Below are 21,763 nucleotides of genomic sequence, written 5' to 3' on the forward strand. Positions count from 1 at the left end.
TGGCAACGGCATTAACGAAAAGAACGGCAATGTTAATCGTTATCATGGCATTGGTCATCAGTAGCTTCATTTCTTTAGGAATCAAGAGCGCTTCCGCCGAAGCGCACGTCGACAACCCGTTCGTGGGAGCGACCGCTTACGTGAACCCGGATTACGCCGCGTTGATCGACACGTCGATCGCGCAAGTTACCGACAGCAACTTGATCGCGAAAATGCAGACGGTCAAAACCTATCCGACGGCTGTCTGGCTTGACCGCATCGCGGCGATTGCCGGCGGTTCAGCGAACGGAGGCCGCAAGAGCTTAGTGCAAACGCTGGACGCCGTGCTCGCCCAGAAGCAAGGCAACACGCCGATCACGGCAACGTTCGTTATCTACAACCTGCCGGGTCGCGACTGCCACGCATTGGCATCGAATGGAGAACTGCCGCTCACCGCAGCGGGTTTGCAAACGTACAAAACCCAGTACATCGATGCAATCGCAAGCGCATTCGCGCTTCCGGCGTATCAGAATATTCGGATCGTAACGATCATCGAACCGGACTCGCTGCCTAACCTCGTGACCAATCTAAGCGACCCGGAATGCGCTGCAGCTAACTCTACTAATATCTATCGGGATGCAACTAGATACGCGCTAGACAAACTGCATGCAATCCCTAATGTGTACACCTATATGGACATCGGTCACTCCGGATGGTTGGGCTGGGATAGCAACCGTCAACCGTCGATTGACCTCTTTACCTCGGTGGTAGCCGGAACGGCTGCCGGTCTTGCCAGCGTTGATGGCTTCATCAGCGACACGGCGAACACCACTCCGTTGGAAGAGCCGAATTTACCTAATCCGGATTTGTCGATTAACGGGCAACCGCTGAAGTCCGCAAGTTACTTCGAATACAACCCTTACTTTGACGAAGTGGATTTCACGGCGGCTTTGTACTCCGGCTTCGTGGCGAAGGGTTGGCCGGCCAGCATTGGCTTCTTGATCGACACTTCCCGCAACGGATGGGGCGGTCCGAACCGGCCGACAGCAGCTAGCGGCACTACGGTTAACGCTTACGTAGATTCCGGCCGCATTGACAAACGTTACCATCGCGGAAATTGGTGCAATCCTAGCGGCGCAGGGATAGGCCAACCGCCGCAAGCGGCGCCCTCGGGTTATGCGGCGTCTCATCTCGACGCATTCGTGTGGGTGAAACCGCCGGGAGAGTCGGATGGCGCGAGCTCGGAAATTCCGAACAATGAAGGCAAAAGCTTCGACAGAATGTGCGATCCTACCTATACGAGCTCAAGCGGCACGCTGACGGGCGCATTGCCGGGTGCTCCGCTGTCGGGTCACTGGTTCCACAATCAATTCGTGCAGCTTGTACAGAATGCTTATCCGGTTATCCCGGGTGGAAGCGTCCAAGTGCCGGCGGCTCCAACGGGAGTTATTGCAACGGCAGGTAACGCTCAAGTTGCATTGAGCTGGACGGCATCAAGCGGAGCAACGAGCTATACGGTTAAACGGGCGACGACAAGCGGCGGACCGTACACAAATGTGGCGACCGGCTTGACGGCGACAAGCTATACGAACACCGGGCTGACGAACGGTACGACTTACTATTATGTCGTTAGCGCGGGGAACAGTGCGGGAGAAAGCGCCAATTCCACCCAAGTAAGCGCGACGCCGATTACAACTTCGACGGTGCCGGCGGCTCCAACGGGAGTTGTTGCAACGGCAGGTAACGCTCAGGTTGCATTGAGCTGGACGGCATCAAGCGGAGCAACGAGCTATACGGTTAAGCGCGCAACGACAAGCGGTGGACCGTACACAAATGTGGCGACCGGCTTGACGGCGACAAGCTATACGAACACGGGGCTGACGAACGGTACGGCGTACTACTACGTCGTTAGCGCGGTGAACAGCGCGGGAGAAAGCGCCAATTCCACGCAAGTAAGCGCGACCCCGATCTCAGCACCGACGGTTCCGGCGGCTCCAACGGGAGTTGTTGCAACGGCAGGTAACGCTCAGGTTGCATTGAGCTGGACGGCATCAAGCGGAGCAACGAGCTATACGGTTAAGCGCGCAACGACAAGCGGTGGACCGTACACAAATGTGGCGACCGGCTTGACGGCGACAAGCTATACGAACACGGGACTCACGAACGGCACGGCGTACTATTATGTCGTTAGCGCGTCGAACGCGGTCGGCGAGAGCGCGAATTCGGCACAAGCGAGCGCAACTCCGCAATTACCGCCGGCCGGCAGCTTGGTCGCGCAGTACAAAGCAGGAGATACGAACGCGACGGACAATCAGATTAAACCGCATTTGAACATTAAAAATAACGGTACGACCGCAGTCAGCCTCAGCAACGTGAAAGTACGCTATTACTTCACGAAGGACGGAACCGCGGCGGTGAACGCATGGATCGATTGGGCGCAAGTCGGCGGCGCGAACATTCAAACGGCGTTCGGCAGCGTGACGGCAACGGGAGCGGATACGTACGTCGAGCTGTCGTTCGCGGCGGGCGCAGGCTCTATAGCGCCGAATGGTCAGACGGGCGACATCCAACTTCGAATGTCGAAGACGGATTGGTCAAACTTTAACGAGACCGGCGATTATTCGTACGACCCGACGAAGACGGCTTACGCCGACTGGAGCAAGGTGACGGTATATCAGAACGGTACGTTGATCTGGGGAGTCGAGCCTTAGGGGGCGCGTTAGAGATGGCGAATGATCGATTATTCAAGTTCAATGTTCCATTGGTCTTAATACTGTTGTTAATTAGCTTTCTATTGCCGCTTGGTAACCAACAAAGCCATGCGGCGGGAACCGTTCCTTTCGGTCAACTCAAGGTGACGGGCAACAAGCTGACGAACTCGGCGGGGCAGGCCGTTCAGCTCGTCGGAATGAGTTCTCACGGGCTGCAATGGTATGGCAACTACGTGAATAAACCTGCGATTCAGTGGATGAAGGAAAACTGGGGAATTAATGTATTTCGCGCGGCGCTATATACGGCCGAAGACGGCTACATTACGACTCCTTCCTTGAAGGAAAAGGTGAAAGAGGCTGTTCAGGCTGCGATTGATCTTGGAATTTACGTGATCATCGATTGGCATATTTTGTCGGACGGCAACCCGAACACGTACAAAACGCAAGCGATCTCCTTTTTCCAAGAGATGGCGACGCTGTACGGAAATACGCCGAACGTCATCTACGAGATTGCCAACGAGCCTAACGGCAGCGTGAGCTGGAACGACGTTAAATCTTATGCGAACGAGGTCGTTCCGGCGATCCGCGCGATCGACCCCGACGGTATCGTCATCGTCGGTTCTCCGATGTGGAGCCAAGACATTCATTCGGCAGCAGACAGTCCGTTAGCTTACAGCAACATCATGTATTCGCTCCACTTCTACGCGGGAACGCACGGGCAAAGCTTGCGCGACCGGATTACTTACGCGATGGGCAAAGGCGCTGCCATTTTCGTCACCGAGTGGGGCACGAGCGACGCTTCCGGCAACGGCGGTCCTTATTTGACGCAGGCCAAAGAGTGGATCGACTTCTTAAATGCGAACAAAGTGAGCTGGGTGAACTGGTCGCTCGCGGATAAAGCGGAATCTTCGGCGGCACTGGTTGCCGGCGCGCCGGCGTCCGGAGGCTGGACGGATGCCCAGTTAACGACGTCCGGCAAATGGGTGCGCGATCAAATTCGGGCAGCGACTAACAATGGCGGCAACCCGACGGTGCCTGCCGCGCCAACGGGAATTACGGCAACGGCAGGAAATGCTCAGGCCGCTCTGAATTGGACGGCATCGAGCGGAGCGACGAGCTACGCGGTGAAACGGGCGACGACAAGCGGCGGACCGTACGCCTCGGTGGCGACGGGGATTACGGCTACAAGCTATACGAACACGGGCTTGACGAACGGAACGACTTATTACTACGTCGTCAGCGCTTCCAACACGGCGGGAGCAAGCGCCAACTCCGCCCAAGTCAGCGTAACGCCGCAAGCGGCTTCTACCGGAGGAGGGTTAATCGTTCAGTATAAGGCAGGCGACGCGAACGCCGGGGACAACCAGATCAAACCGCATCTGAATATTAAGAACTCGGGGACGACCGCAGTGAGTCTCAGCAACGTGAAGGTACGTTATTACTTCACGAAGGACGGAACCGCGGTGGTGAACGCATGGATCGATTGGGCGCAAGTCGGCAGCTCGAACGTTCAAACGGCGTTCGGCAGCGCAACGGGGATTGGAGCGGATACTTACGTCGAGCTGTCGTTCGCGGCAGGCGCAGGGTCGCTTGCGCCGAACGCGCAGACCGGGGACATTCAGCTAAGGATGACGAAGGCGGATTGGTCCAATTTCAACGAAACGGGAGATTATTCTTACGATCCGACGAAGACAGCCTATGCGGATTGGAATAAGGTGACGTTGTACGTAAACGGCACGTTGGCATGGGGAACGGCGCCTTAAGCAACTTAGGTTGAACTAGCGGACAGTTTCCCTCGCGGGGGAACTGTCCGTCATATTGAAGGAGGGATTTCAAGATGAAGAAGATTTGGAGAAAGTCTCTTAACTTGACTATGGCCGCAACGCTCGGTTTAACCGTCGTAACCGGAACGGGGATAATCGGGTCTCGGCAAGCAAGCGCAGGGGTAAGCTCGTATAACTACGCCGAAGCGTTGCAGAAGTCGATCTACTTCTATGAAGCGCAGCGTTCCGGCGATTTGCCGGCGAACAATCGCGTGCAGTGGAGGGGAGATTCGGGCATGACCGACGGAGCGGACGTCGGCAAGGATTTGACCGGCGGTTGGTACGATGCCGGAGATCACGTTAAATTCGGCTTGCCTATGGCTTCCACCGCGACAATGTTGGCCTGGTCGATCTACGAATACGAGGATGGCTTCAAGCAATCGGGGCAGTACGAGGAAATGCTGGACAACTTGAAATGGGCGACCGACTATTTTATTAAAGCGCACACCGCTCCGAACGAGCTTTACGTTCAGATCGGGCAAGGCGGAACGGATCATGCCTGGTGGGGACCTGCCGAAGTGATGCAGATGAACAGACCTTCCTACAAAATCTCCGCGACTTGTCCCGGCTCCGATGTGGCGGGAGAAACCGCGGCGACGTTGGCGGCGTCTTCGATCGTATTCGCGGAAACCGATCCGACTTACGCCGCAACGCTTCTCGAGCACGCGAAGCAGCTATATTCGTTCGGCGACACGTATCGGGGCAAGTATAGCGACTGCGTAACGGATGCGGCATCGTTTTACAATTCTTATTCCGGCTATTGGGATGAACTGTCCTGGGGGGCGGCGTGGCTTTATTTGGCGACGAACGACAGTGCTTACTTGACGAAAGCGATCGCCGCCTCGGCGAATTGGGGCAAAGAAGGACAAACGGCTCATTGGGGCTATAAATGGACTCACGCATGGGACGACAAGCATTATGGCGCCCAATTGCTGTTGGCTCGCATTACGAACGATCCGGCCTTCATTACTTCGACGGAGCGCAATCTGGACTATTGGACGACCGGCGTTGCCGGAACGGGCGAGAAAATTACGTATTCGCCGGGCGGACTAGCGTGGTTGGATACATGGGGCTCCTTGCGGTATTCGATGAACGCTTCATTCCTGGCATTCGTGTATTCCGATTGGGTGACGGACGCCGCCAAAAAAACGAAATACAAAAACTTCGCGACAAATCAAGCGCTATACGTCCTTGGAGACAACCCGCGCAATAGCAGCTACGTCATCGGCTTCGGCACCAATTCTCCGAAAAGCCCGCATCATCGGACATCCCACGGTTCATGGGCGGATAGCCAGACGGTTCCAACGGCCCATCGTCATGTGCTCTACGGAGCGCTCGTCGGAGGTCCTAATAGCAGCGATGCCTATACGGATTCAATCGGCGACTACGTCAGCAACGAAGTGGCGACCGACTACAATGCGGCATTTACAGGCGTGCTTGCGAAAATGAAGCTGGAGTACGGAGCCGGGCAGCAGCCGCTGGCGAATTTCCCTGCACCGGTTACGGTGCCGGAAGACGAGATGTTCGTCGAAGCGTCGTTTAACAGCACTGGTACTACCTATACGGAAATTAAAGCGCTTCTGAACAATCGCTCGGGATGGCCGGCGCGGATGGGCGACAAGCTGTCCTTCCGCTATTACGTCGACTTGTCCGAAGTTTACGCGGCCGGTTATACCGCTAGCAACGTTACGGTCAGCACCAACTACAACCAGGGGGCGACCGTATCGGCACTGACCGCGCACGATGCGACCAATCACATCTATTACGTTACGGTGGATTTCACCGGTACGAAAATTTATCCGGGCGGACAACCGCATTATAAGAAGGAAATCCAGTTCCGTTTAGCAGCACCCGCAGGCACGACGTTCTGGAATCCGAACAACGATTATTCCGCTCAAGGATTAACGAGCGGTACTCCCGTCAAAACGACTTATATTCCGGTCTATGACAACGGCACGAAAGTGTTCGGCAACACGCCCGGTCCGGTCGTGCCGACGGTTCCGGCAGCTCCGGCGGGCGTGACCGCATCCGCCGGCAACGCTCAAGCTACGCTGACTTGGGCGGCTTCGGCTGGTGCGACGAGCTACAACGTGAAACGGGCCGCAACGACAGGGGGGCCGTACGCGACGGTAGCGACTGCCGTAACCGGAACTAGCTTCACGAATACGGCTTTGACGAACGGTACGACGTATTATTACGTCGTCAGCGCGGTGAACGCGGTTGGTGAAAGCGTCAATTCTGCCCAGGTCAGCGCAACGCCGCAGGCTCCATCGCTTCCAGGCGCGCCGGCCGGGGTTGCGGCAGCGGCGGGCAACGCGCAAGCCACGGTTAGCTGGGGCGCGGTAAACGGTGCTACGAGCTATACGGTGAAACGGGCGACGACAAGCGGCGGACCGTATTCGGCAGTCGCGACGGGCTTAACGGCGACAAGCTATACGAACACGGGGCTGACGAACGGTACGACTTACTATTATGTCGTTAGCGCGTCGAATGCGGTCGGCGAGAGCGCGAATTCGGCGCAAGCGAGCGCAACTCCGCAATTACCGCCGGCTGGCAGCTTGGTCGCGCAGTACAAAGCAGGAGATACGAACGCGACGGACAATCAGATTAAACCGCATTTGAACATTAAAAATACCGGTACGACCGCAGTCAGCCTTAGCAACGTGAAGGTACGCTATTACTTCACGAAGGACGGAACCGCGGCGGTGAACGCATGGATCGATTGGGCTCAAGTCGGCGGCGCGAACATTCAAACCGCGTTCGGCAGCGTGACGGCAACGGGAGCGGATACGTACGTCGAGCTGTCGTTCGCGGCGGGCGCAGGCTCTATAGCGCCGAATGGTCAGACGGGCGACATCCAGCTAAGAATGGCGAAGGCGGATTGGACGAATTTCAATGAAACGGGCGATTATTCTTACGATCCGACGAAGACGGCTTATACGGACTGGAGCAAGGTGACTGTGTACGTTAATGGTACGCTAACATGGGGTATCGAACCTTAACGGATCGACGGTAGGAATATAGGGATTATCCGCTCAGGTCAAGTTTTTCGACCTTAGGGGGTAGTCCCTTTTTACATGAATATCCTGGAATAATTAGCGAGAAGTCACAAAAGTGCTAAGTTAGTCATCTCAGTAGATAGACCATCCTAAACGTACTCCTGTACAATAAATCTACAGACAAAACTACGGCAAACTAATTCACCGAAACAATGAGTGCTTATTGCGGCACAGGGGCTTCGTCTTGATGATAATGACTATAATCGTGCTGTTATTGCCGAATGAACATCAGAAATCAGGATTCTGGTGTTTTTGACGTATTCATCTTTGTTTCAATAGTCCATGCATCAGCCTAGGGGCAAAAGGAGGGGATACCCATTCCATGTTGAAGAAGAGCCATCCGCAAAAGGGTAGTTAGAATTCGTTCGACAGGCGACTTGAAGGGACTTTGAATGCGAAGGAGTGAATTGATGAACACTCCACTATCGGTAGATACTTGGGTATTACCCATTCAGATTTCGGTTCGTAGATGGAACATCCCCTTAACCGATCGTGAACGCAACCTATTGGAATATGCCTTGTGCAATGTATCCGATGAAATGATCCGGCATCCGTTGTCGGGGGTGACGATGCGAATCCGCCATGGTACCGCGGTACTCTTGTTCGATTTGCCCACGCAAACTCAACTCTTATCCGGGATTGAACAGCGCTGCCGCGAATTGCGGAAGTTCGCTAAAACGTTTTTATACGCAGATGTCGATATTGGAATCGGAAATACCGTTCCCATGCGCGAGCTCCCTCAGGAAAAGCCGCAAGAGGTTTCGACTATCCCTCCCGCAATAGAGTCGCAGTCTACCGATTTCGATCTGTTCTTGCGCATGCGGCAAGCGAACCCTTCCGAAGATTCCGTCCTTCATCAAATTCTCAACTATATCGAAGATCACCTTCTTGAAGACTTGACGCGAGAGGATATCGCTCAATTCGTTCATTTTCATCCCGCTTATCTGTCCAGATTTTTTCGCAAGAAGACCGGGTGGTCGTTGTCCGAATACATCGTGCAGAAGCGTATAGAGAGCGCGAAAGAGATGCTGTCGCAATCGGAATTAAAAATCGGCTACATCATGAATCATCTCGGGTACTACAACCTGTCCCATTTCACGCGCACATTCAAAAAAAAGACCGGTTATACGCCGCAGCAGTATCGTAAAAAAACTTCCCACCATAAATTGGCGATTGTGCGCGGTAAGTAACCCAAACAGACACCCTCCACCGAACGTCGGTAAGAGGGTGTCTGTTTGGATTCTCGGATTATTCCATTAAAGCAAGTACAGCTTCCGAGCACTTGGCGGGATGGTATTCCGCGTTGCGTAAAGCCATCAACGTATCCCGGTGCTGGTAAGCGGCGTACGGCTCTTGAATCAATCGAAACCAACGGTCGATCGTTTCGGTGTTCTTCATCAATTCTCCGAACCCGTGAGTAACGAAATATTCGGCATTCTCTTCCTCTTGACCGGGGATCGGCTCGTAGAACAGCATCGGAATTCCTTTCGCCATTCCTTCCGTGCAAGTCATTCCGCCGGGTTTGGTCACGAGCAGATCGGATACGTCCATCAGCTTGCTGATTTCTTTCGTATATCCGATGACGTGAACGTTCGGATGTTGGAATCGGGAATCCGCCAGAAGCTTCTCTTTAGCCTTATCGTTATTGCCCATGCAAAGGATAAGCTGTATCCGGTCGGCGTAGGCGGCCATGTATTCCACGAGCTCTTCACCGTATAAGAGCCCCCAGCCGCCGCCCATAATGAGGACAGTCGGCATGTCCTTGAGATGAAACTGATTAAGGATCTCCGCTCTGTCGTGCGGATGCCAGAAGTTAGGATGAACGGGAATACCCGTCACTTCGATCGATGTAGGAGGGACTCCGCGAGCGATCAATTTGTTCCGAACGGCCGGGGTACTGACCAAGTACGTATTCACCTCGGGATTGGTCCAAGTCGCATGCGCATCGTAATCCGTAATCAGCGTATACAAAGGGACATCCAAACCGAGCCTTTTTAAGCGGCTGACGACGGCGTTTGGAATGGGGTGGGTGCAGACGATGGAATCCGGCTTGAGCTGTCGGACGACATCGGCTACTTGATTGTAAAATAACCGATGCAACGCGAATTGCGTCATGCGGTTTAATGATTTATGATAGCCGCTTCGGTACATTTTCCCGACTAGCTTGGGCTGTTTGCTGACGGTTTTGCGGTAGGCAGACAGGATCATTGGGCCTATAATAGGATTTAGAAAGGTTCCCAGCTCAATGACGCGCGTCTGGATTCGCGGAGAAAGTTGACGCAATCCAACCGCTAGGGCGTACGCGGCTTGGGTGTGTCCCGTTCCGAAACCTTCGGAAAGCAGCAGAACTCGTTTTTTACGCATAAGAAATAATCCTCCACTTTTCCTACTTCCATATTACGCCGAAGAGGGGCTCGGAACAAGTGGTACGATAATAAGAATAACGCTAAGGAGGAATGGATAACGATGGGTGAACCTGATGTTTTGCTGGATATTGTTAAAATTTCTTATAAAACGGGGGAATATGTCGGAGAGATTTTCGATCGGGACGATCGCCGAGTATTGGTGAAGGTGCTAGCTGTGCTTCAGCATCCGACGCAGGGAGACCTGCATAGCTCCTACGATCCGGATGCGGCTATGTTCCACGAACGCAGGGCGCTATCCTATACGGAGAAGGTGTGGGTGCCCGCGCAAACGGCGCAACCGTACAAGGGAACGGTGCCCGAGTATCGGCAATCGCTGCTGTCGGCGCTTGCTAGCGAGACGGAACGGATTGACCGTCTGAAGCGGTGGTCGGAGCTTTGTTTGGAGAAGCTGGACATCTTGCGGAAAGATTACGGAATGTAAGCCGTTACCAAAGTACCGAATAAATTGCGAAATTCGACCGCGCCTTAGTCTCTCGGACCTAAGTCGCGGTTTTTTTGTGTCAGAAAAAAGAGTTTTTTGGATTTTATCTTCAGGATCTTGATTTAGAAGCCGTTATAAAGGAAGAGTGTTCAAAATGAATAATTGGCAATGGAGGATCCGCTTAAAATGAAAATGTGGAGTAAAACAGAGAAGCATCCAGAACTGTCGTCCCGTCCCAGCTACATTTATAATCGTATTCTCTCGATGATTCTGGTTCTTGCATTAATCGGCAGTACGTTCGGCGGGGTTGCTTCTGCGGCGGATGAGGTTGTTACTGGCGTACATATCGATCCTCAATCTAGTTCGAATATAGTATACGTCGACGATAATTCGATTATCTTGTTCGCGACTGCTGATATTAGTGGGGGAAGTGGGACTACAAATCGCAATGTAACGGATGAAGCAACATGGTCATCTACTTCATCATTGATTAAAGTAGCAAAAGGCGTCGTAACTGCGACGGGAGTCGTATCTTCGGCTACAATAACGGCAAGATATAAGGATAAAACGGATACCTACTCCGTTTCTTCGCAATATTATTACAATGACGTTAAGTTGAAGATCGATTCCGTGGATGCTCCGGACAAACAGGATGTCAATTTGGGTCCGGATCTGACGTTTGTCGCAACCGGAACGAAAAGCGACTCGGCAATCGATACGCTCACGGATACCGCGGTATGGACAAGCTCTAATTCGAATGTCGCTACAGTCAGTAAGGGCGTCGTTAAACTTTTGACAGCTGGCGAAACAACCATCACGGTCAAGAGCAAAGGGAAATCGGATTCCATCGTCCTAACGGTTAAATCTCCTTACGAAAAGATTGAAATTAATAACAACTCGGATCAGGAAATTTCCAGCCCGATCGACATTACGATAGGTGCTAGCAATGATAGACAATTGAAAGCCAAGGCAGTCTATAAATCAGGTGCATCAGGACCTGTTGATATTACGAATGACACCACTTGGACAAGCAGTAATTCCGCAGTCGCTAAAATAAGCGAGAAAGGGCTAATGACGGCGGTTGGCGCAGGTACGGCAGTGATATCCGCCAAACGATTCGGTTCAACGGATTCCGTGACCGTCATCGTAAGAACGGAATTCGAAGCGCTGAAAATAACGCCTGAAAAAACGATTAACGTTACTCTATACGGTGCAAAGGTAGAACTTACAGCTTCGGCGAGCAGCGGTAAAGAGCTTAACAAGCCTGTGACGGATTTAGCAGAATGGAAAATTTCCGACGCTGATCAAGCGGTAGCCGTTATCGAGAAAGATTCAAATACGAAAAGAGTGTACGTAGTTCCGAAAGGCACAGGTACCGCTCAGATTACCGCTTCATATCTTGGATTATCCAAAACGATATCGATTACGGTGTCCCCTACGATCACGACGGTTGAGATCGAGAAAGATTCGCTCGACGTGTTCGTTGAAGATACGGCAACGCTGCCTGCAGTTAACGGGAAAACGGTAGCGGGAGATACGAAAGATATCGGCAAGTTCGTGGAATGGACTTCGAGCGATACGAGTATCGTTAAGATTGAGGATGGGAAGTTGAAAGCGCTGAAAGCCGGTACGGTCACTCTTAGCGCGACGTTGGAAGGCGCTTCTGGTACGCCGGACATCACGGACACCATTACCGTGAACGTCCATAAAAAAATTCTTGCGCTAATTCCTTCGGAAGAAACGATAAGCGTAGTCATCGGCAAAGAAGTCGAGCTGCCGAAAGTTCAGCTCATCTACGAGGATGGATCTGAAGATCCGATCTCGGATAAAATTGTCTGGAAATCCTCGACGCCTAAGCTATTGGTGACGTCGACCAAGCTAAAGGGACTGCTCGCTACGACCGCGACTTTAACCGGAACTTATCTGAATCAGACGGTAAAAATCAAAGTAACGGTTGAAGAAGAATTTATTTCTTTCGCTATTGAGCCTAAGAAAATCAGCACGACCCTGAAGAGGTCGCAAACGGTCAAAGTGACCGGAACGACGAAAAGCGGCAAAAAGGTAAGTCTCGGATCGAGAATCGATTGGCATCCTTCGTCCGAAGAGCATGTTACCGTCAAAGGCTCTTCCGTTAAAGGCGTTGAGGAAGGAAGCGGTAAGCTGACGGCTACGGTTCAAGGAAAAAGCTTGGAGGTCCCTTATGTCGTCACGGCAAAATTATCGAAACTGACGGCTTCAAATACTTCGTTTGCCACCGTAGCAGGCGCGCAGCATAGCGTAGAGCTAACGGCATTATACGAAAACGGAAAAACCGCCAACGTCACGACTCAAGCGACTTGGGTAAGCTCCAAAGCTGCGGTAGCGACTGTATCCGACGGTAGAATATCCGTTATCAGCAAGGGAAGCGCAACGATTAAAGGTACATTCGGCGGCAAATCGGTTACGATTCGCGTCTCGGTCAAGTAAAGGGGTGTGAAACGTGGATATTAGCAGCCTAGCTCAAGGTGTCAGTTCATCTGCAATCGGATCGTTGAAAAATCAAGTTGGTGTCGCTGTGTTAGATAAATCGCTAGATATCGCAAAGCAACAAGGGCAACAGATGGTCCAGTTAATGGAGCAAAGCGTGCAGCCTCACCTAGGCCAAAGCATTGATATTAAAGTGTAATCGTGCAAAATAAAAGGGCTCTCATCGATATCCGATGGAGCCCTTTATTTTGCTTAATTTGGGCATGCTAATCTCAAGAATGAAGAAATTGGCTATGACTCAGGTCGCTGCGTTGTCAGTAATAGCGGCAAATCGTTCCGTTATATTCCTCGTTGCCCGTTGGTTCCATACTCGTAGCGGAAATTATTTCCGTTATTCGAAGATTTTTAATGATTTCGAAGCAAAATTGGATCAATAGCGGAAAATTCTGCCGTTATCCCTGTGAGAAATCATATTTGCGATGAAATAACGGAAAATCCTTCCGTTATTAAGAAAACATGCTCGATGTTCTTAGGCGACCGGAAATGCGTGTGCTTTACAAATTAATAAAAGCGGTCATCAGCTTCTTGCGGAAAACGACTTGGAAATCCAATCCTTCGCTAATGACGGCCAAAGGTACATAAGTTTTCTGCGTCTTTCCATCTTGTTGGAAATAGGCAGGATGATCTAAGGGTTTCGTTACTCCGTTGATAAGGATCGTCTTGGAGCCTATAGTAATGACGACTTCGCGGCCGTCTTTCGTGAATACGGCGGTTTTCGTTTTCTGCGTCCATTTGAGATCCGCTTTGACCGCGTTAGCGACGTCCCTCAAGGCAAGGAACGTCGTATTGTTTACCGTAACGGGTTTGCTCGGGATCTCTTTCCCGTTAATCACTACGGATAGCGGTACATCGGCAGCTCGAGGAGCCGGTTTAAGATATTCCCCCCATATCGTTTGCGAGAAAGCTTGCGCCATGGCTTCATAACCGGCTTGTTTCGGGTGTATATCGAAATTCTCCATCATGTTGAAGTAGGTATATGAAGCTTCGTTGCCGACGAATTTCTCCGAGACATGAGCGATCTTCAAGGGGATTCCTTTTTTGCTCAGTCCATTGGCGAAAGTATCTAATTCAGTAGTCAGCTTCTTAGCAACTTGCAACAGGTCTGGATACAATTCATGACCCTTAAACAAAGGAAGGTATTGGTCCGCGACAACGATTTGTGCATTTGGTGCAAGTTCGTGCAAAATAGTCATCATTTTATCTAAATCTTCCGTATAATTATTCATTGTTTTCAAGAAGCTGTCCTGTATAATTTGACGTGCGGATTCTATTGGTTTGTCTTTGGCGTCGTTAATAATGGCTGTAAAATCATTTCCGCCAATCGTCAATACGACAAGATCCGCCATGCCGAGATCGGCGGCGAGCTCTGGCGTTTTAGCGGCAACTTGATCCGCTTGCTGGGCGACTCCTGCGGCGAACGAAGAGAAATCTTGCAAATCCGCGGAAGTCAGCTTCGATTGATCGGCGGCGCCTTGAAGCAGATTGTTCAGTCCCTTAGTCGTTAATCCCAATATCGCGTAATTAGCCATTTCCGATCGATCGCGAAACAGGGATTGATCGAACAGTCGGTCGACGTAGCCATAGGGTGCGGAAGTTTGGTTGATAATCTCGGGCAACGGTTCGAATCCGACGCTGAGCGAGTCTCCGAGGGCTACGATTCGGTAAGCATCTTTGGATACCGCGGCCGCGTTGTCCGCGGCTGAGACGGAAGGGACAACCGATAAAGCAAGTAAAGAAGCGATGAGGGCGGTAAACGGTTTGCGCGATTTGAATTTCATAAGCGACAAATTCCTCCTTTTTTCTTCATCTTTCGTGGTAGGCACATAACAAAGGTTATCGACTTCATAAAAATATTAAATTGTCATTCATTTCGCGGCGATGGTAAAATAATATATCATTCATTGAATAAATATGAATTGTCGCCGCGACTAGTCCACGTCATCTTATCACAAAATCCCCGGTCTTCCGTACCTTCCCTCCAGTAAATTATATTCTAGGTCATTTGGGATGGGATTTGAAGCCGTTATTGCTTATTTTCCAATACTGCGAATAGAAAGGTTGATATATATGATAGAGATGCGTAAAGGTCTGCCTGTCAAACAGGGGATGTACGACCCGCAGTTCGAGAAAGACGCATGCGGCATGGGATTTGTCGCGCATATCAAAGGACGGAAGTCGCATGAAATCGTAGAACAGGCGTTAACGCTGCTCTTCAACATGGAGCATCGCGGCGGCCAAGGCAGCGAACCGAGCACCGGCGACGGAGCGGGGATCTTGTTGCAAATCCCGCATCGCTTCTTCCAAGCGGAAACGGCGAAGCTAGGGTTTACTTTGCCTGAAGAAGGCCAATATGCGGTCGGAATGGTATTCCTACCGCAAGAAGAATCGGTTCGTCGCAATCACGAATCGATCTTCGAGTCGATTATCGCCGAAGAAGGACAAACCCTGCTGGGTTGGCGTACGGTTCCGACGAACGATGAGTCGCTTGGTAAATCCTCGAAGAAGGTCAAGCCTTTCGTTCGTCAAGCGTTCATCGCACGCTCGGCCGCGTTGGCCAGCGATATGGCGTTCGAACGCAAGCTGTACGTCATTCGCAAGCGTTCGGAGCAAGCGATTCGCTACTCGGGCATCGAAGGCGCGGATATGTTTTATTTTCCAAGCTTCTCGAGCAAGAAAATCGTCTATAAAGGAATGCTCACGACGGAGCAGGTCGGACTTTTCTATCCCGAGCTTCACGCTCCCGAATTGGAAACGGCAATGGCGCTTGTCCACTCCCGGTTCAGCACGAACACGTTCCCAAGCTGGGAAAGAGCGCATCCGTTCAACTATTTGATTCACAACGGCGAAATCAACACGTTACGGGGCAATATCAACTGGATGCATGCCCGCCAGACTCTGTTCGATTCCGAGCTGTTCGGCGACGACCTCGCAAAGGTCAAACCGGTTATCGCTCCGGACGGTTCCGATACGGCGATGTTCGATAATACGTTCGAGTTCATGTACTTGTCCGGACGTTCCATGGCGCATGCCGCGATGATGATGGTACCGGAACCATGGCAAAACGACGAACATATGGACGAGGAAAAAAGAGCGTTCTACGAATACCATGCTTGCTTGATGGAACCCTGGGACGGTCCGGCCGCGGTCGGATTTACGGACGGCGTGCAAATCGGCGCGATCTTGGACCGGAACGGCTTGCGTCCCGCCCGTTACTACGTGACGAAAGACGATCTGATCGTCCTGGCGTCCGAAGCCGGAGTCGTCGATATTCCGCAAGAGGATATCGTCCTCAAGGATCGTTTGCGCCCGGGCCGTATTTTGCTCGTCGATACGAAAGAGGGACGCATCATCTCCGATGAAGAGGTCAAACGTTCGATCGTAACGGAGCATCCTTATCGCGAATGGCTGAACGATCATCTCGTCGATCTGGAAGATCTCCCGGATGCGGCGGAGCTGCCCGAGCCGGATCACGATACGGTTCAACTGCGTCAGCAAGCATTCGGCTATTCGTTCGAAGATATTCGCAAAGTGATGGAGCCGATGGCTCTGACCGGCGTCGAGCCGCTAGCGTCGATGGGATACGATTCCCCGCTTGCGGTTCTGTCCGAGAAGCCTCAACGGTTGTTCAACTATTTCAAGCAATTGTTCGCGCAAGTCACGAACCCGCCGATCGATGCGATCCGCGAGGAAATCGTCACTTCGACTTATACGACGGTCGGACCCGAGCGGAATCTGCTTAATCCGGAGCCGGAGAGCAGCCGTCATATCCGTCTATATACGCCTTTCCTATCGAACGAAGAGTTCGCGAAGCTGCGGCACGTTCACCGTCCGGGATTCAAATCGATCACGCTGCCGATTTTCTTCTCGGTCCAAGACGGGGAGCAAGGTTTGCGCGATGCGCTGAAGCTGTTATGCGAAGCGGCCGATCGTTTGATTTCCAAAGGACACAACATTCTGATTCTATCCGACAAAGGCATCGATGCGGACAATGCGGCGATTCCTTCCTTACTTGCGGTATCGACGCTGCATCATCATTTGATCCGTCAAGGTACCCGGACGAAGGTGAGCATCCTGCTCGAATCCGGCGAGCCGCGCGAGGTGCATCATTTCGCGTTGCTTCTCGGTTACGGCGTAAGCGCGGTGAATCCTTATCTGGCGTTCGAGACGCTCGACGACCTGATCCGCCAAGGCATGATGCGCAATATTTCGCACGAGAAAGCCGTTAAGAACTATATTAAAGCCGCAACCAAAGGCGTCGTTAAGGTATTGTCCAAGATGGGGATTTCCACGATCCAGTCTTACCGCGGAGCGCAAATCTTCGAAGCGGTCGGCTTGAATTCGGAAGTCATCGATCAGTATTTCACGGGAACCGCTTCCCGCATCGAAGGCGTAGGCTTCGACGTCATTACGCAAGAAACGTTGTCCGCGCATCTTCGCGCGTTCACTACGCAAGAGGGAGCCGAGCGGGAGCTGGATTCCGGCGGAGATTATCAATGGCGCAAAGGCGGAGAGGATCATCTGTTTAACCCGCAGACGATCCATACGCTCCAAATGGCTACCCGTACGGGCAACTATGATACGTATAAAAAGTATTCGGCGCTTGTCCAAGGCGAATACGAGCAAGCCCGTACGCTTCGTTCGTTGTTGCAATTCAACTTCGACCAACCGCCGGTTCCGATCGAAGAGGTCGAACCGATCGAATCGATCTTCAAAAGGTTCAAAACCGGCGCGATGTCGTTCGGGTCGATCAGCAAAGAGGCTCATGAATCGCTTGCGATCGCGATGAACAGAATCGGCGGGAAGTCTAATTCCGGCGAAGGCGGGGAAGATCCGGCGCGTTACGTTCCGGATGCGAACGGCGATTCCCGTCGCAGCGCGATCAAACAAGTCGCATCGGGCCGCTTCGGCGTAACGAGCTATTACCTCTCCAACGCGGAAGAGATTCAGATCAAGATGGCGCAAGGGGCAAAGCCGGGCGAAGGCGGACAGCTTATGGGACGCAAGGTGTATCCATGGGTAGCCGAAGTGCGCGGAACGACGCCGGGGGTCGGTCTGATCTCGCCGCCGCCGCATCACGATATCTATTCGATCGAGGATCTCGCTGAATTGATTCACGACTTGAAGAACGCGAATCCGCGCGCTCGTATTAACGTGAAGCTCGTTTCCGAAGTGGGCGTAGGAACGATAGCGGCGGGCGTTGCCAAAGGCCGCGCCGACGTTATCCTCGTCAGCGGGTACGACGGAGGCACGGGGGCTTCCCCGATCGGTTCGATCCGCCATGCGGGCTTGCCGTGGGAGCTGGGTCTTGCGGAGACGCACCAAACGCTGATCTTGAACAACCTGCGCGACCGCGTCGTCGTCGAAACCGACGGTAAAATGATGACGGGCCGCGATATCGCGATCGCCGCGTTGCTAGGCGCCGAAGAATACGGCTTTTCGACGGCGCCGCTCGTCGTGCTTGGCTGCATCATGATGCGCGTCTGTCAATTGGATACATGCCCGGTCGGCGTCGCGACGCAAAACCCCGAGCTTCGCAAGAAGTTCATGGGCGATCCGGACCATGCCGTTCATTTCATGAAATTCATCGCGCAGGAATTCCGCGAGATCATGGCGCAACTCGGCTTCCGTACCGTCGAAGAGATGATCGGACGGGTAGATCGCTTGGATACGAAGCTTGCGGTTAAACACTACAAGACGCAAGGCATCGACCTGACGCCGTTGCTTCATATGCCGGAATTGCCGGAAGGCTCGTTCCGGTTCAATGCCAAGTCCCAAGATCACTTGCTGGAAGAGTCGCTCGATATGCAAGCGTTGCTCGCTGCGGCGGCTCCGGCATTGGAGAGGGGCCAAGCGGTCAAGGGGACGTTCCCGATCAAGAATACGAATCGGGTCGTCGGAACGATCGTCGGTTCGGAAGTGACGAACCGCTACGGCAAAGACGGTCTGCCCGCGGATACGATCCAGTTCCATTTCGTCGGCACTGCGGGTCAGAGCTTCGGCGCGTTCATGCCTAAGGGAATGACGTTAACGCTCGAAGGCGATTCGAACGATTACGTCGGCAAAGGGTTATCGGGCGGGAAGATCGCAATCTATCCGTCCCCGTTATCCACGTTCAAAGCCGAAGATAACGTCATTATCGGCAATACGGCGCTCTATGGCGCGACGAGCGGCGAAGCTTATATTCGCGGCGCTGCGGGTGAGAGGTTCGCGGTGCGCAACAGCGGCGTTAACGTCGTCGTCGAAGGCGTCGGAGACCACGGCTGCGAATATATGACGGGGGGACGCGTAGTCGTGCTGGGCAAGACCGGTCGCAACTTCGCCGCGGGAATGTCCGGCGGTATCGCTTACGTGATCGATTGGGACGGGAAGTTCGTCAATCGTTGCAATTTCGAGATGGTCGGGTTGGAATCCCTTGAGGTAGAAGCGGAAATCGCCGAAGTTCGCGCGATGATCGGTAACCATGTTCAGTACACGAATAGCGACCTCGGGCGTAGAGTGCTGGAGGATTGGAACAACATCGTTGGCAAATTCGTTAAAATCATCCCGAAAGACTACAAACGGATGATGGAGCAAATCGCCAAGGTGCAAGCTCAGGGACTTAGCGGAGAACAGGCTTTGTTAGCTGCCTTCGAAGCGAATATGCGGGATTTGTCCCGCGTAGGCGGCAACTAAACCGAATAGCATTTGTACCCTTTACGCCGATAGAAGCGTTCAACGCCTCTATCGGCGTTTTTTTGTCATAACGTGAAAGTCCATGGAGAAAAACAAAGAATGCTAGAGATGGATTTTAATCCAAAACTATTAAAATTCTTTCTTTATGGTAAATTTAGGTGTAAAATGAAAGCGAGTACATACATGAAGCAGGAGGCACAAAATGTCTCAATTTTTGCTAGATGTTTCAGTGAACATTTTTGAGGTTGTTGCAATAATCGTTTTGATGTTAACGACATTTCGGTTTTCTTTGAAAGGATATTTGACTCATGCCCTAATTGCGGGTACCGTTATGGCCCAATCGTCATATTTATTACGGTTTGTTTTCCATTTAGATAGCGTTACGCCTTTAGTCATGTTGATATGGTTCATAATATTTGCATGGTTGGTATTTCGAATTCAATTATTCTATGCCTTGTTAATGGTAGTAACAAGCTACTTAAGCTATCTCACGATTCAAGCCGTAATCATATTGTTGCTGCAAATCGGATATTCAATGGATGAAATTACCGGCAGCCTAGTGAATGTAAAATTGATACAAGTCGCAGGTTCAATCATTACGATTTGTTTTGCTATATGGCTATCGAAGAAAAGGATCGGATTTTCATTCGTACCGGATCGTTCCGTTAAAGTCGTATTGAAAGGGGTCAATTTATTATTACTAGCGATTTGTATCGTTGCTTGTTTGTTCATATCCGGTGTGGCATACATTTTTATTAATTATAATTTTTTGTACAGTACGCTTAGTACTTTTTTGTTCTTATCCTTTATTTTGTTAGTATTTTTAGCCTTTAGAAAGGAGCTGTAGAGATGATTGAGGCTTTTTCCGAAAGGATTAGCAATTACGTATACGAGCACAATGAGCGCCGTCATGTCAGCAAGGAAGTGATGAAATACGCGTTAATATCGATTATGACAAATGTAGTAACTGTTATTTTAAGCTTGATTATTGGACTTATTGACGGCAAGTTCTCAGAGACTTGCTTGGCGCTGGCAGTAATCGCGATCTTGCGGTACTTGGCCGGAGGACATCATTTGAAATCACCGGTGATGTGCATACTCGTTTCATCGGCCGCCGTTACTTTAGTTCCCTTTGTACCGCTGACTTTACCTTTTGTATTTGTTTTTACAGTGATTAGCGGTGTAGTCGTGTGGAAGTATGCCCCGGTCGATTTTAAAAATCATTCCACGCTTTCGGATAAGAGATTGACCCTGATGAAGTATATCGCAGTGGCGATGGTTTTCTCCAATTTGATATTTCAATCCGAAATACTAGCGCTCTCATGGTTCATAGTAACGCTAACGCTAGTTCCCTATAAAAGGAGGTGAGATAAGATGAACAGAAGGTTATTTACGTTTCTGGCCACAGCTTTAGGCATGGCAGCTACTTTATTTGTTACGACTGCCTGCATGGGCGCGGTAGGTCACCGTCCAGAGGTACCTGCCGAATTGTTGAAGCAGTAAACGTTTCACGGCTGCCGGACTTTCGTCCGGCAGTCTGATACGCGAGGAATCTTATGTGGAGTGGAGTTCATGAATCAGCCTGTCACAAGGGATAGGAACAACGAAGGTGAAGTCATCATGATGGATATGGCAGATGTATTATATATCCAGACAGAAGATGGAGCGATCGTATTTCATACGCCCGAGGGCAGGGTTTACCCGCTCGTTCCGTCACTAAGCATGTATGCCAAGCAATCGGAGTCAATCGGCTTTCTTAAGCTGGATCGTACGAATCTTGTAAACATGAAGAAGGTCAAAGCATTTGACGAGAAACGTGGATTAGTCTTTTTTGACGATCAAAGCAATTCGAACAGTCAAAGCGCTATCGTAGCTTTTATGAATATAGGCAAACTTAAGGATATGATATTGACTTGGATCGAGCGGAATCTCAAATGAACTTGTCCATCTAGGGCAGGTTTTTTTATTGCCGATACGCTTTTCTGCTCTTGCGTCTCCATTAATAACAAAATATGTATTTTTCGTGGGGAAAGGGGGCTATTCGACAAAAGTTCCGAGTATTTTTTACGATTTGGGTCCCACTGCTCGACACCCTCCGCAAGACCTATATCCTATACTAACATTAGTGTTTCAATACCGGAATCGT

14 protein-coding genes are annotated in these 21,763 nt (G+C 51.4%); 12 read left to right on the plus strand and 2 right to left on the minus strand.

What is annotated here, in order from left to right:
- Window positions 1–44 precede the first annotated feature (44 nt).
- From HH215_RS30945 to HH215_RS30960, 4 genes are all read left to right on the plus strand, one after another.
- Window positions 45–2,690, plus strand: a complete 2,646-nt coding sequence (locus HH215_RS30945) for a glycoside hydrolase family 6 protein (RefSeq protein ID WP_254450626.1) — start codon at window positions 45–47, stop codon at window positions 2,688–2,690.
- 14 nt (window positions 2,691–2,704) lie between these two features.
- Window positions 2,705–4,453 (plus strand): cellulase family glycosylhydrolase, encoded by a 1,749-nt coding sequence (locus HH215_RS30950; protein ID WP_169283405.1) that lies wholly within the window; start codon window positions 2,705–2,707, stop codon window positions 4,451–4,453.
- 74 nt (window positions 4,454–4,527) lie between these two features.
- Window positions 4,528–7,515: a glycoside hydrolase family 9 protein gene (locus HH215_RS30955; RefSeq protein ID WP_169283406.1), complete on the plus strand. Its 2,988-nt coding sequence runs from the start codon at window positions 4,528–4,530 to the stop codon at window positions 7,513–7,515.
- Between the two features lie 467 nt (window positions 7,516–7,982).
- Window positions 7,983–8,762 (plus strand): helix-turn-helix domain-containing protein, encoded by a 780-nt coding sequence (locus tag HH215_RS30960; RefSeq protein WP_169283407.1) that lies wholly within the window; start codon window positions 7,983–7,985, stop codon window positions 8,760–8,762.
- A 58-nt stretch (window positions 8,763–8,820) separates the two neighbouring features.
- On the opposite strand, the gene HH215_RS30965 is transcribed toward HH215_RS30960, so the two are convergent.
- Window positions 8,821–9,936 (minus strand): MGDG synthase family glycosyltransferase, encoded by a 1,116-nt coding sequence (locus HH215_RS30965; RefSeq protein ID WP_169283408.1) that lies wholly within the window; start codon window positions 9,934–9,936, stop codon window positions 8,821–8,823.
- 102 nt (window positions 9,937–10,038) lie between these two features.
- Here HH215_RS30965 and kapB point away from each other — a divergent pair, with 102 nt between their 5' ends.
- The 3 genes from kapB to HH215_RS30980 all read left to right on the plus strand — a co-directional run bounded on the left by kapB (window position 10,039) and on the right by HH215_RS30980 (window position 13,084).
- The gene (kapB, locus tag HH215_RS30970) at window positions 10,039–10,419 is read left to right on the plus strand and encodes a sporulation phosphorelay system protein KapB (RefSeq protein WP_169283409.1); all 381 of its coding nucleotides are present in this window, start codon (window positions 10,039–10,041) and stop codon (window positions 10,417–10,419) included.
- A gap of 186 nt (window positions 10,420–10,605) precedes the next feature.
- Window positions 10,606–12,885 carry an Ig-like domain-containing protein gene (locus HH215_RS30975; protein WP_169283410.1) on the plus strand — a complete coding sequence of 760 codons (2,280 nt, stop codon included), beginning with the start codon at window positions 10,606–10,608 and terminating at the stop codon, window positions 12,883–12,885.
- Between the two features lie 13 nt (window positions 12,886–12,898).
- On the plus strand, window positions 12,899–13,084 hold the full coding sequence (locus HH215_RS30980; RefSeq protein ID WP_169283411.1) for a YjfB family protein: 186 nt from the start codon (window positions 12,899–12,901) through the stop codon (window positions 13,082–13,084).
- A gap of 355 nt (window positions 13,085–13,439) precedes the next feature.
- Here the strand turns inward: HH215_RS30980 and HH215_RS30985 are convergent, their stop codons facing one another.
- The gene (locus HH215_RS30985; protein WP_169283412.1) at window positions 13,440–14,723 is read right to left on the minus strand and encodes a stalk domain-containing protein; all 1,284 of its coding nucleotides are present in this window, start codon (window positions 14,721–14,723) and stop codon (window positions 13,440–13,442) included.
- 289 nt (window positions 14,724–15,012) lie between these two features.
- Here HH215_RS30985 and gltB point away from each other — a divergent pair, with 289 nt between their 5' ends.
- The 5 genes from gltB to HH215_RS31010 all read left to right on the plus strand — a co-directional run bounded on the left by gltB (window position 15,013) and on the right by HH215_RS31010 (window position 21,555).
- The gene (gltB, locus tag HH215_RS30990; RefSeq protein WP_174887647.1) at window positions 15,013–19,617 is read left to right on the plus strand and encodes a glutamate synthase large subunit; all 4,605 of its coding nucleotides are present in this window, start codon (window positions 15,013–15,015) and stop codon (window positions 19,615–19,617) included.
- 202 nt (window positions 19,618–19,819) lie between these two features.
- Window positions 19,820–20,464 carry a hypothetical protein gene (locus HH215_RS30995; RefSeq protein ID WP_169283413.1) on the plus strand — a complete coding sequence of 215 codons (645 nt, stop codon included), beginning with the start codon at window positions 19,820–19,822 and terminating at the stop codon, window positions 20,462–20,464.
- A gap of 2 nt (window positions 20,465–20,466) precedes the next feature.
- Window positions 20,467–20,985: an accessory gene regulator ArgB-like protein gene (locus HH215_RS31000; protein WP_169283414.1), complete on the plus strand. Its 519-nt coding sequence runs from the start codon at window positions 20,467–20,469 to the stop codon at window positions 20,983–20,985.
- 6 nt (window positions 20,986–20,991) lie between these two features.
- A complete protein-coding gene (locus HH215_RS31005; RefSeq protein WP_169283415.1) occupies window positions 20,992–21,120 on the plus strand; it encodes a cyclic lactone autoinducer peptide in 129 nt (42 codons plus the stop codon).
- Window positions 21,121–21,189: 69 nt separating this feature from the next.
- Complete coding sequence (locus tag HH215_RS31010; RefSeq protein ID WP_169283416.1) at window positions 21,190–21,555, plus strand: LytTR family DNA-binding domain-containing protein; 366 nt, start codon at window positions 21,190–21,192, stop codon at window positions 21,553–21,555.
- The last annotated feature ends 208 nt before the right edge of the window (window positions 21,556–21,763 follow it).

This window comes from Cohnella herbarum, from assembly GCF_012849095.1.
Lineage (GTDB): Bacteria > Bacillota > Bacilli > Paenibacillales > Paenibacillaceae > Cohnella > Cohnella herbarum.

What these genes read in the sequence shown, in the direction of transcription:
- HH215_RS30975 (WP_169283410.1), top strand. Translation starts at nt 10,606, where the DNA reads ATGAAAATGTGGAGTAAAACAGAGAAGCATCCAGAACTGTCGTCCCGT.
- HH215_RS31005 (WP_169283415.1), top strand. Translation starts at nt 20,992, where the DNA reads ATGAACAGAAGGTTATTTACGTTTCTGGCCACAGCTTTAGGCATGGCA.
- HH215_RS31000 (WP_169283414.1), top strand. Translation starts at nt 20,467, where the DNA reads ATGATTGAGGCTTTTTCCGAAAGGATTAGCAATTACGTATACGAGCAC.
- HH215_RS30995 (WP_169283413.1), top strand. Translation starts at nt 19,820, where the DNA reads ATGTCTCAATTTTTGCTAGATGTTTCAGTGAACATTTTTGAGGTTGTT.
- kapB (WP_169283409.1), top strand. Translation starts at nt 10,039, where the DNA reads ATGGGTGAACCTGATGTTTTGCTGGATATTGTTAAAATTTCTTATAAA.
- HH215_RS31010 (WP_169283416.1), top strand. Translation starts at nt 21,190, where the DNA reads ATGAATCAGCCTGTCACAAGGGATAGGAACAACGAAGGTGAAGTCATC.
- HH215_RS30960 (WP_169283407.1), top strand. Translation starts at nt 7,983, where the DNA reads ATGAACACTCCACTATCGGTAGATACTTGGGTATTACCCATTCAGATT.
- gltB (WP_174887647.1), top strand. Translation starts at nt 15,013, where the DNA reads ATGATAGAGATGCGTAAAGGTCTGCCTGTCAAACAGGGGATGTACGAC.
- HH215_RS30950 (WP_169283405.1), top strand. Translation starts at nt 2,705, where the DNA reads ATGGCGAATGATCGATTATTCAAGTTCAATGTTCCATTGGTCTTAATA.
- HH215_RS30985 (WP_169283412.1), bottom strand. Translation starts at nt 14,723, where the DNA reads ATGAAATTCAAATCGCGCAAACCGTTTACCGCCCTCATCGCTTCTTTA.
- HH215_RS30945 (WP_254450626.1), top strand. Translation starts at nt 45, where the DNA reads ATGGCATTGGTCATCAGTAGCTTCATTTCTTTAGGAATCAAGAGCGCT.
- HH215_RS30965 (WP_169283408.1), bottom strand. Translation starts at nt 9,936, where the DNA reads ATGCGTAAAAAACGAGTTCTGCTGCTTTCCGAAGGTTTCGGAACGGGA.
- HH215_RS30955 (WP_169283406.1), top strand. Translation starts at nt 4,528, where the DNA reads ATGAAGAAGATTTGGAGAAAGTCTCTTAACTTGACTATGGCCGCAACG.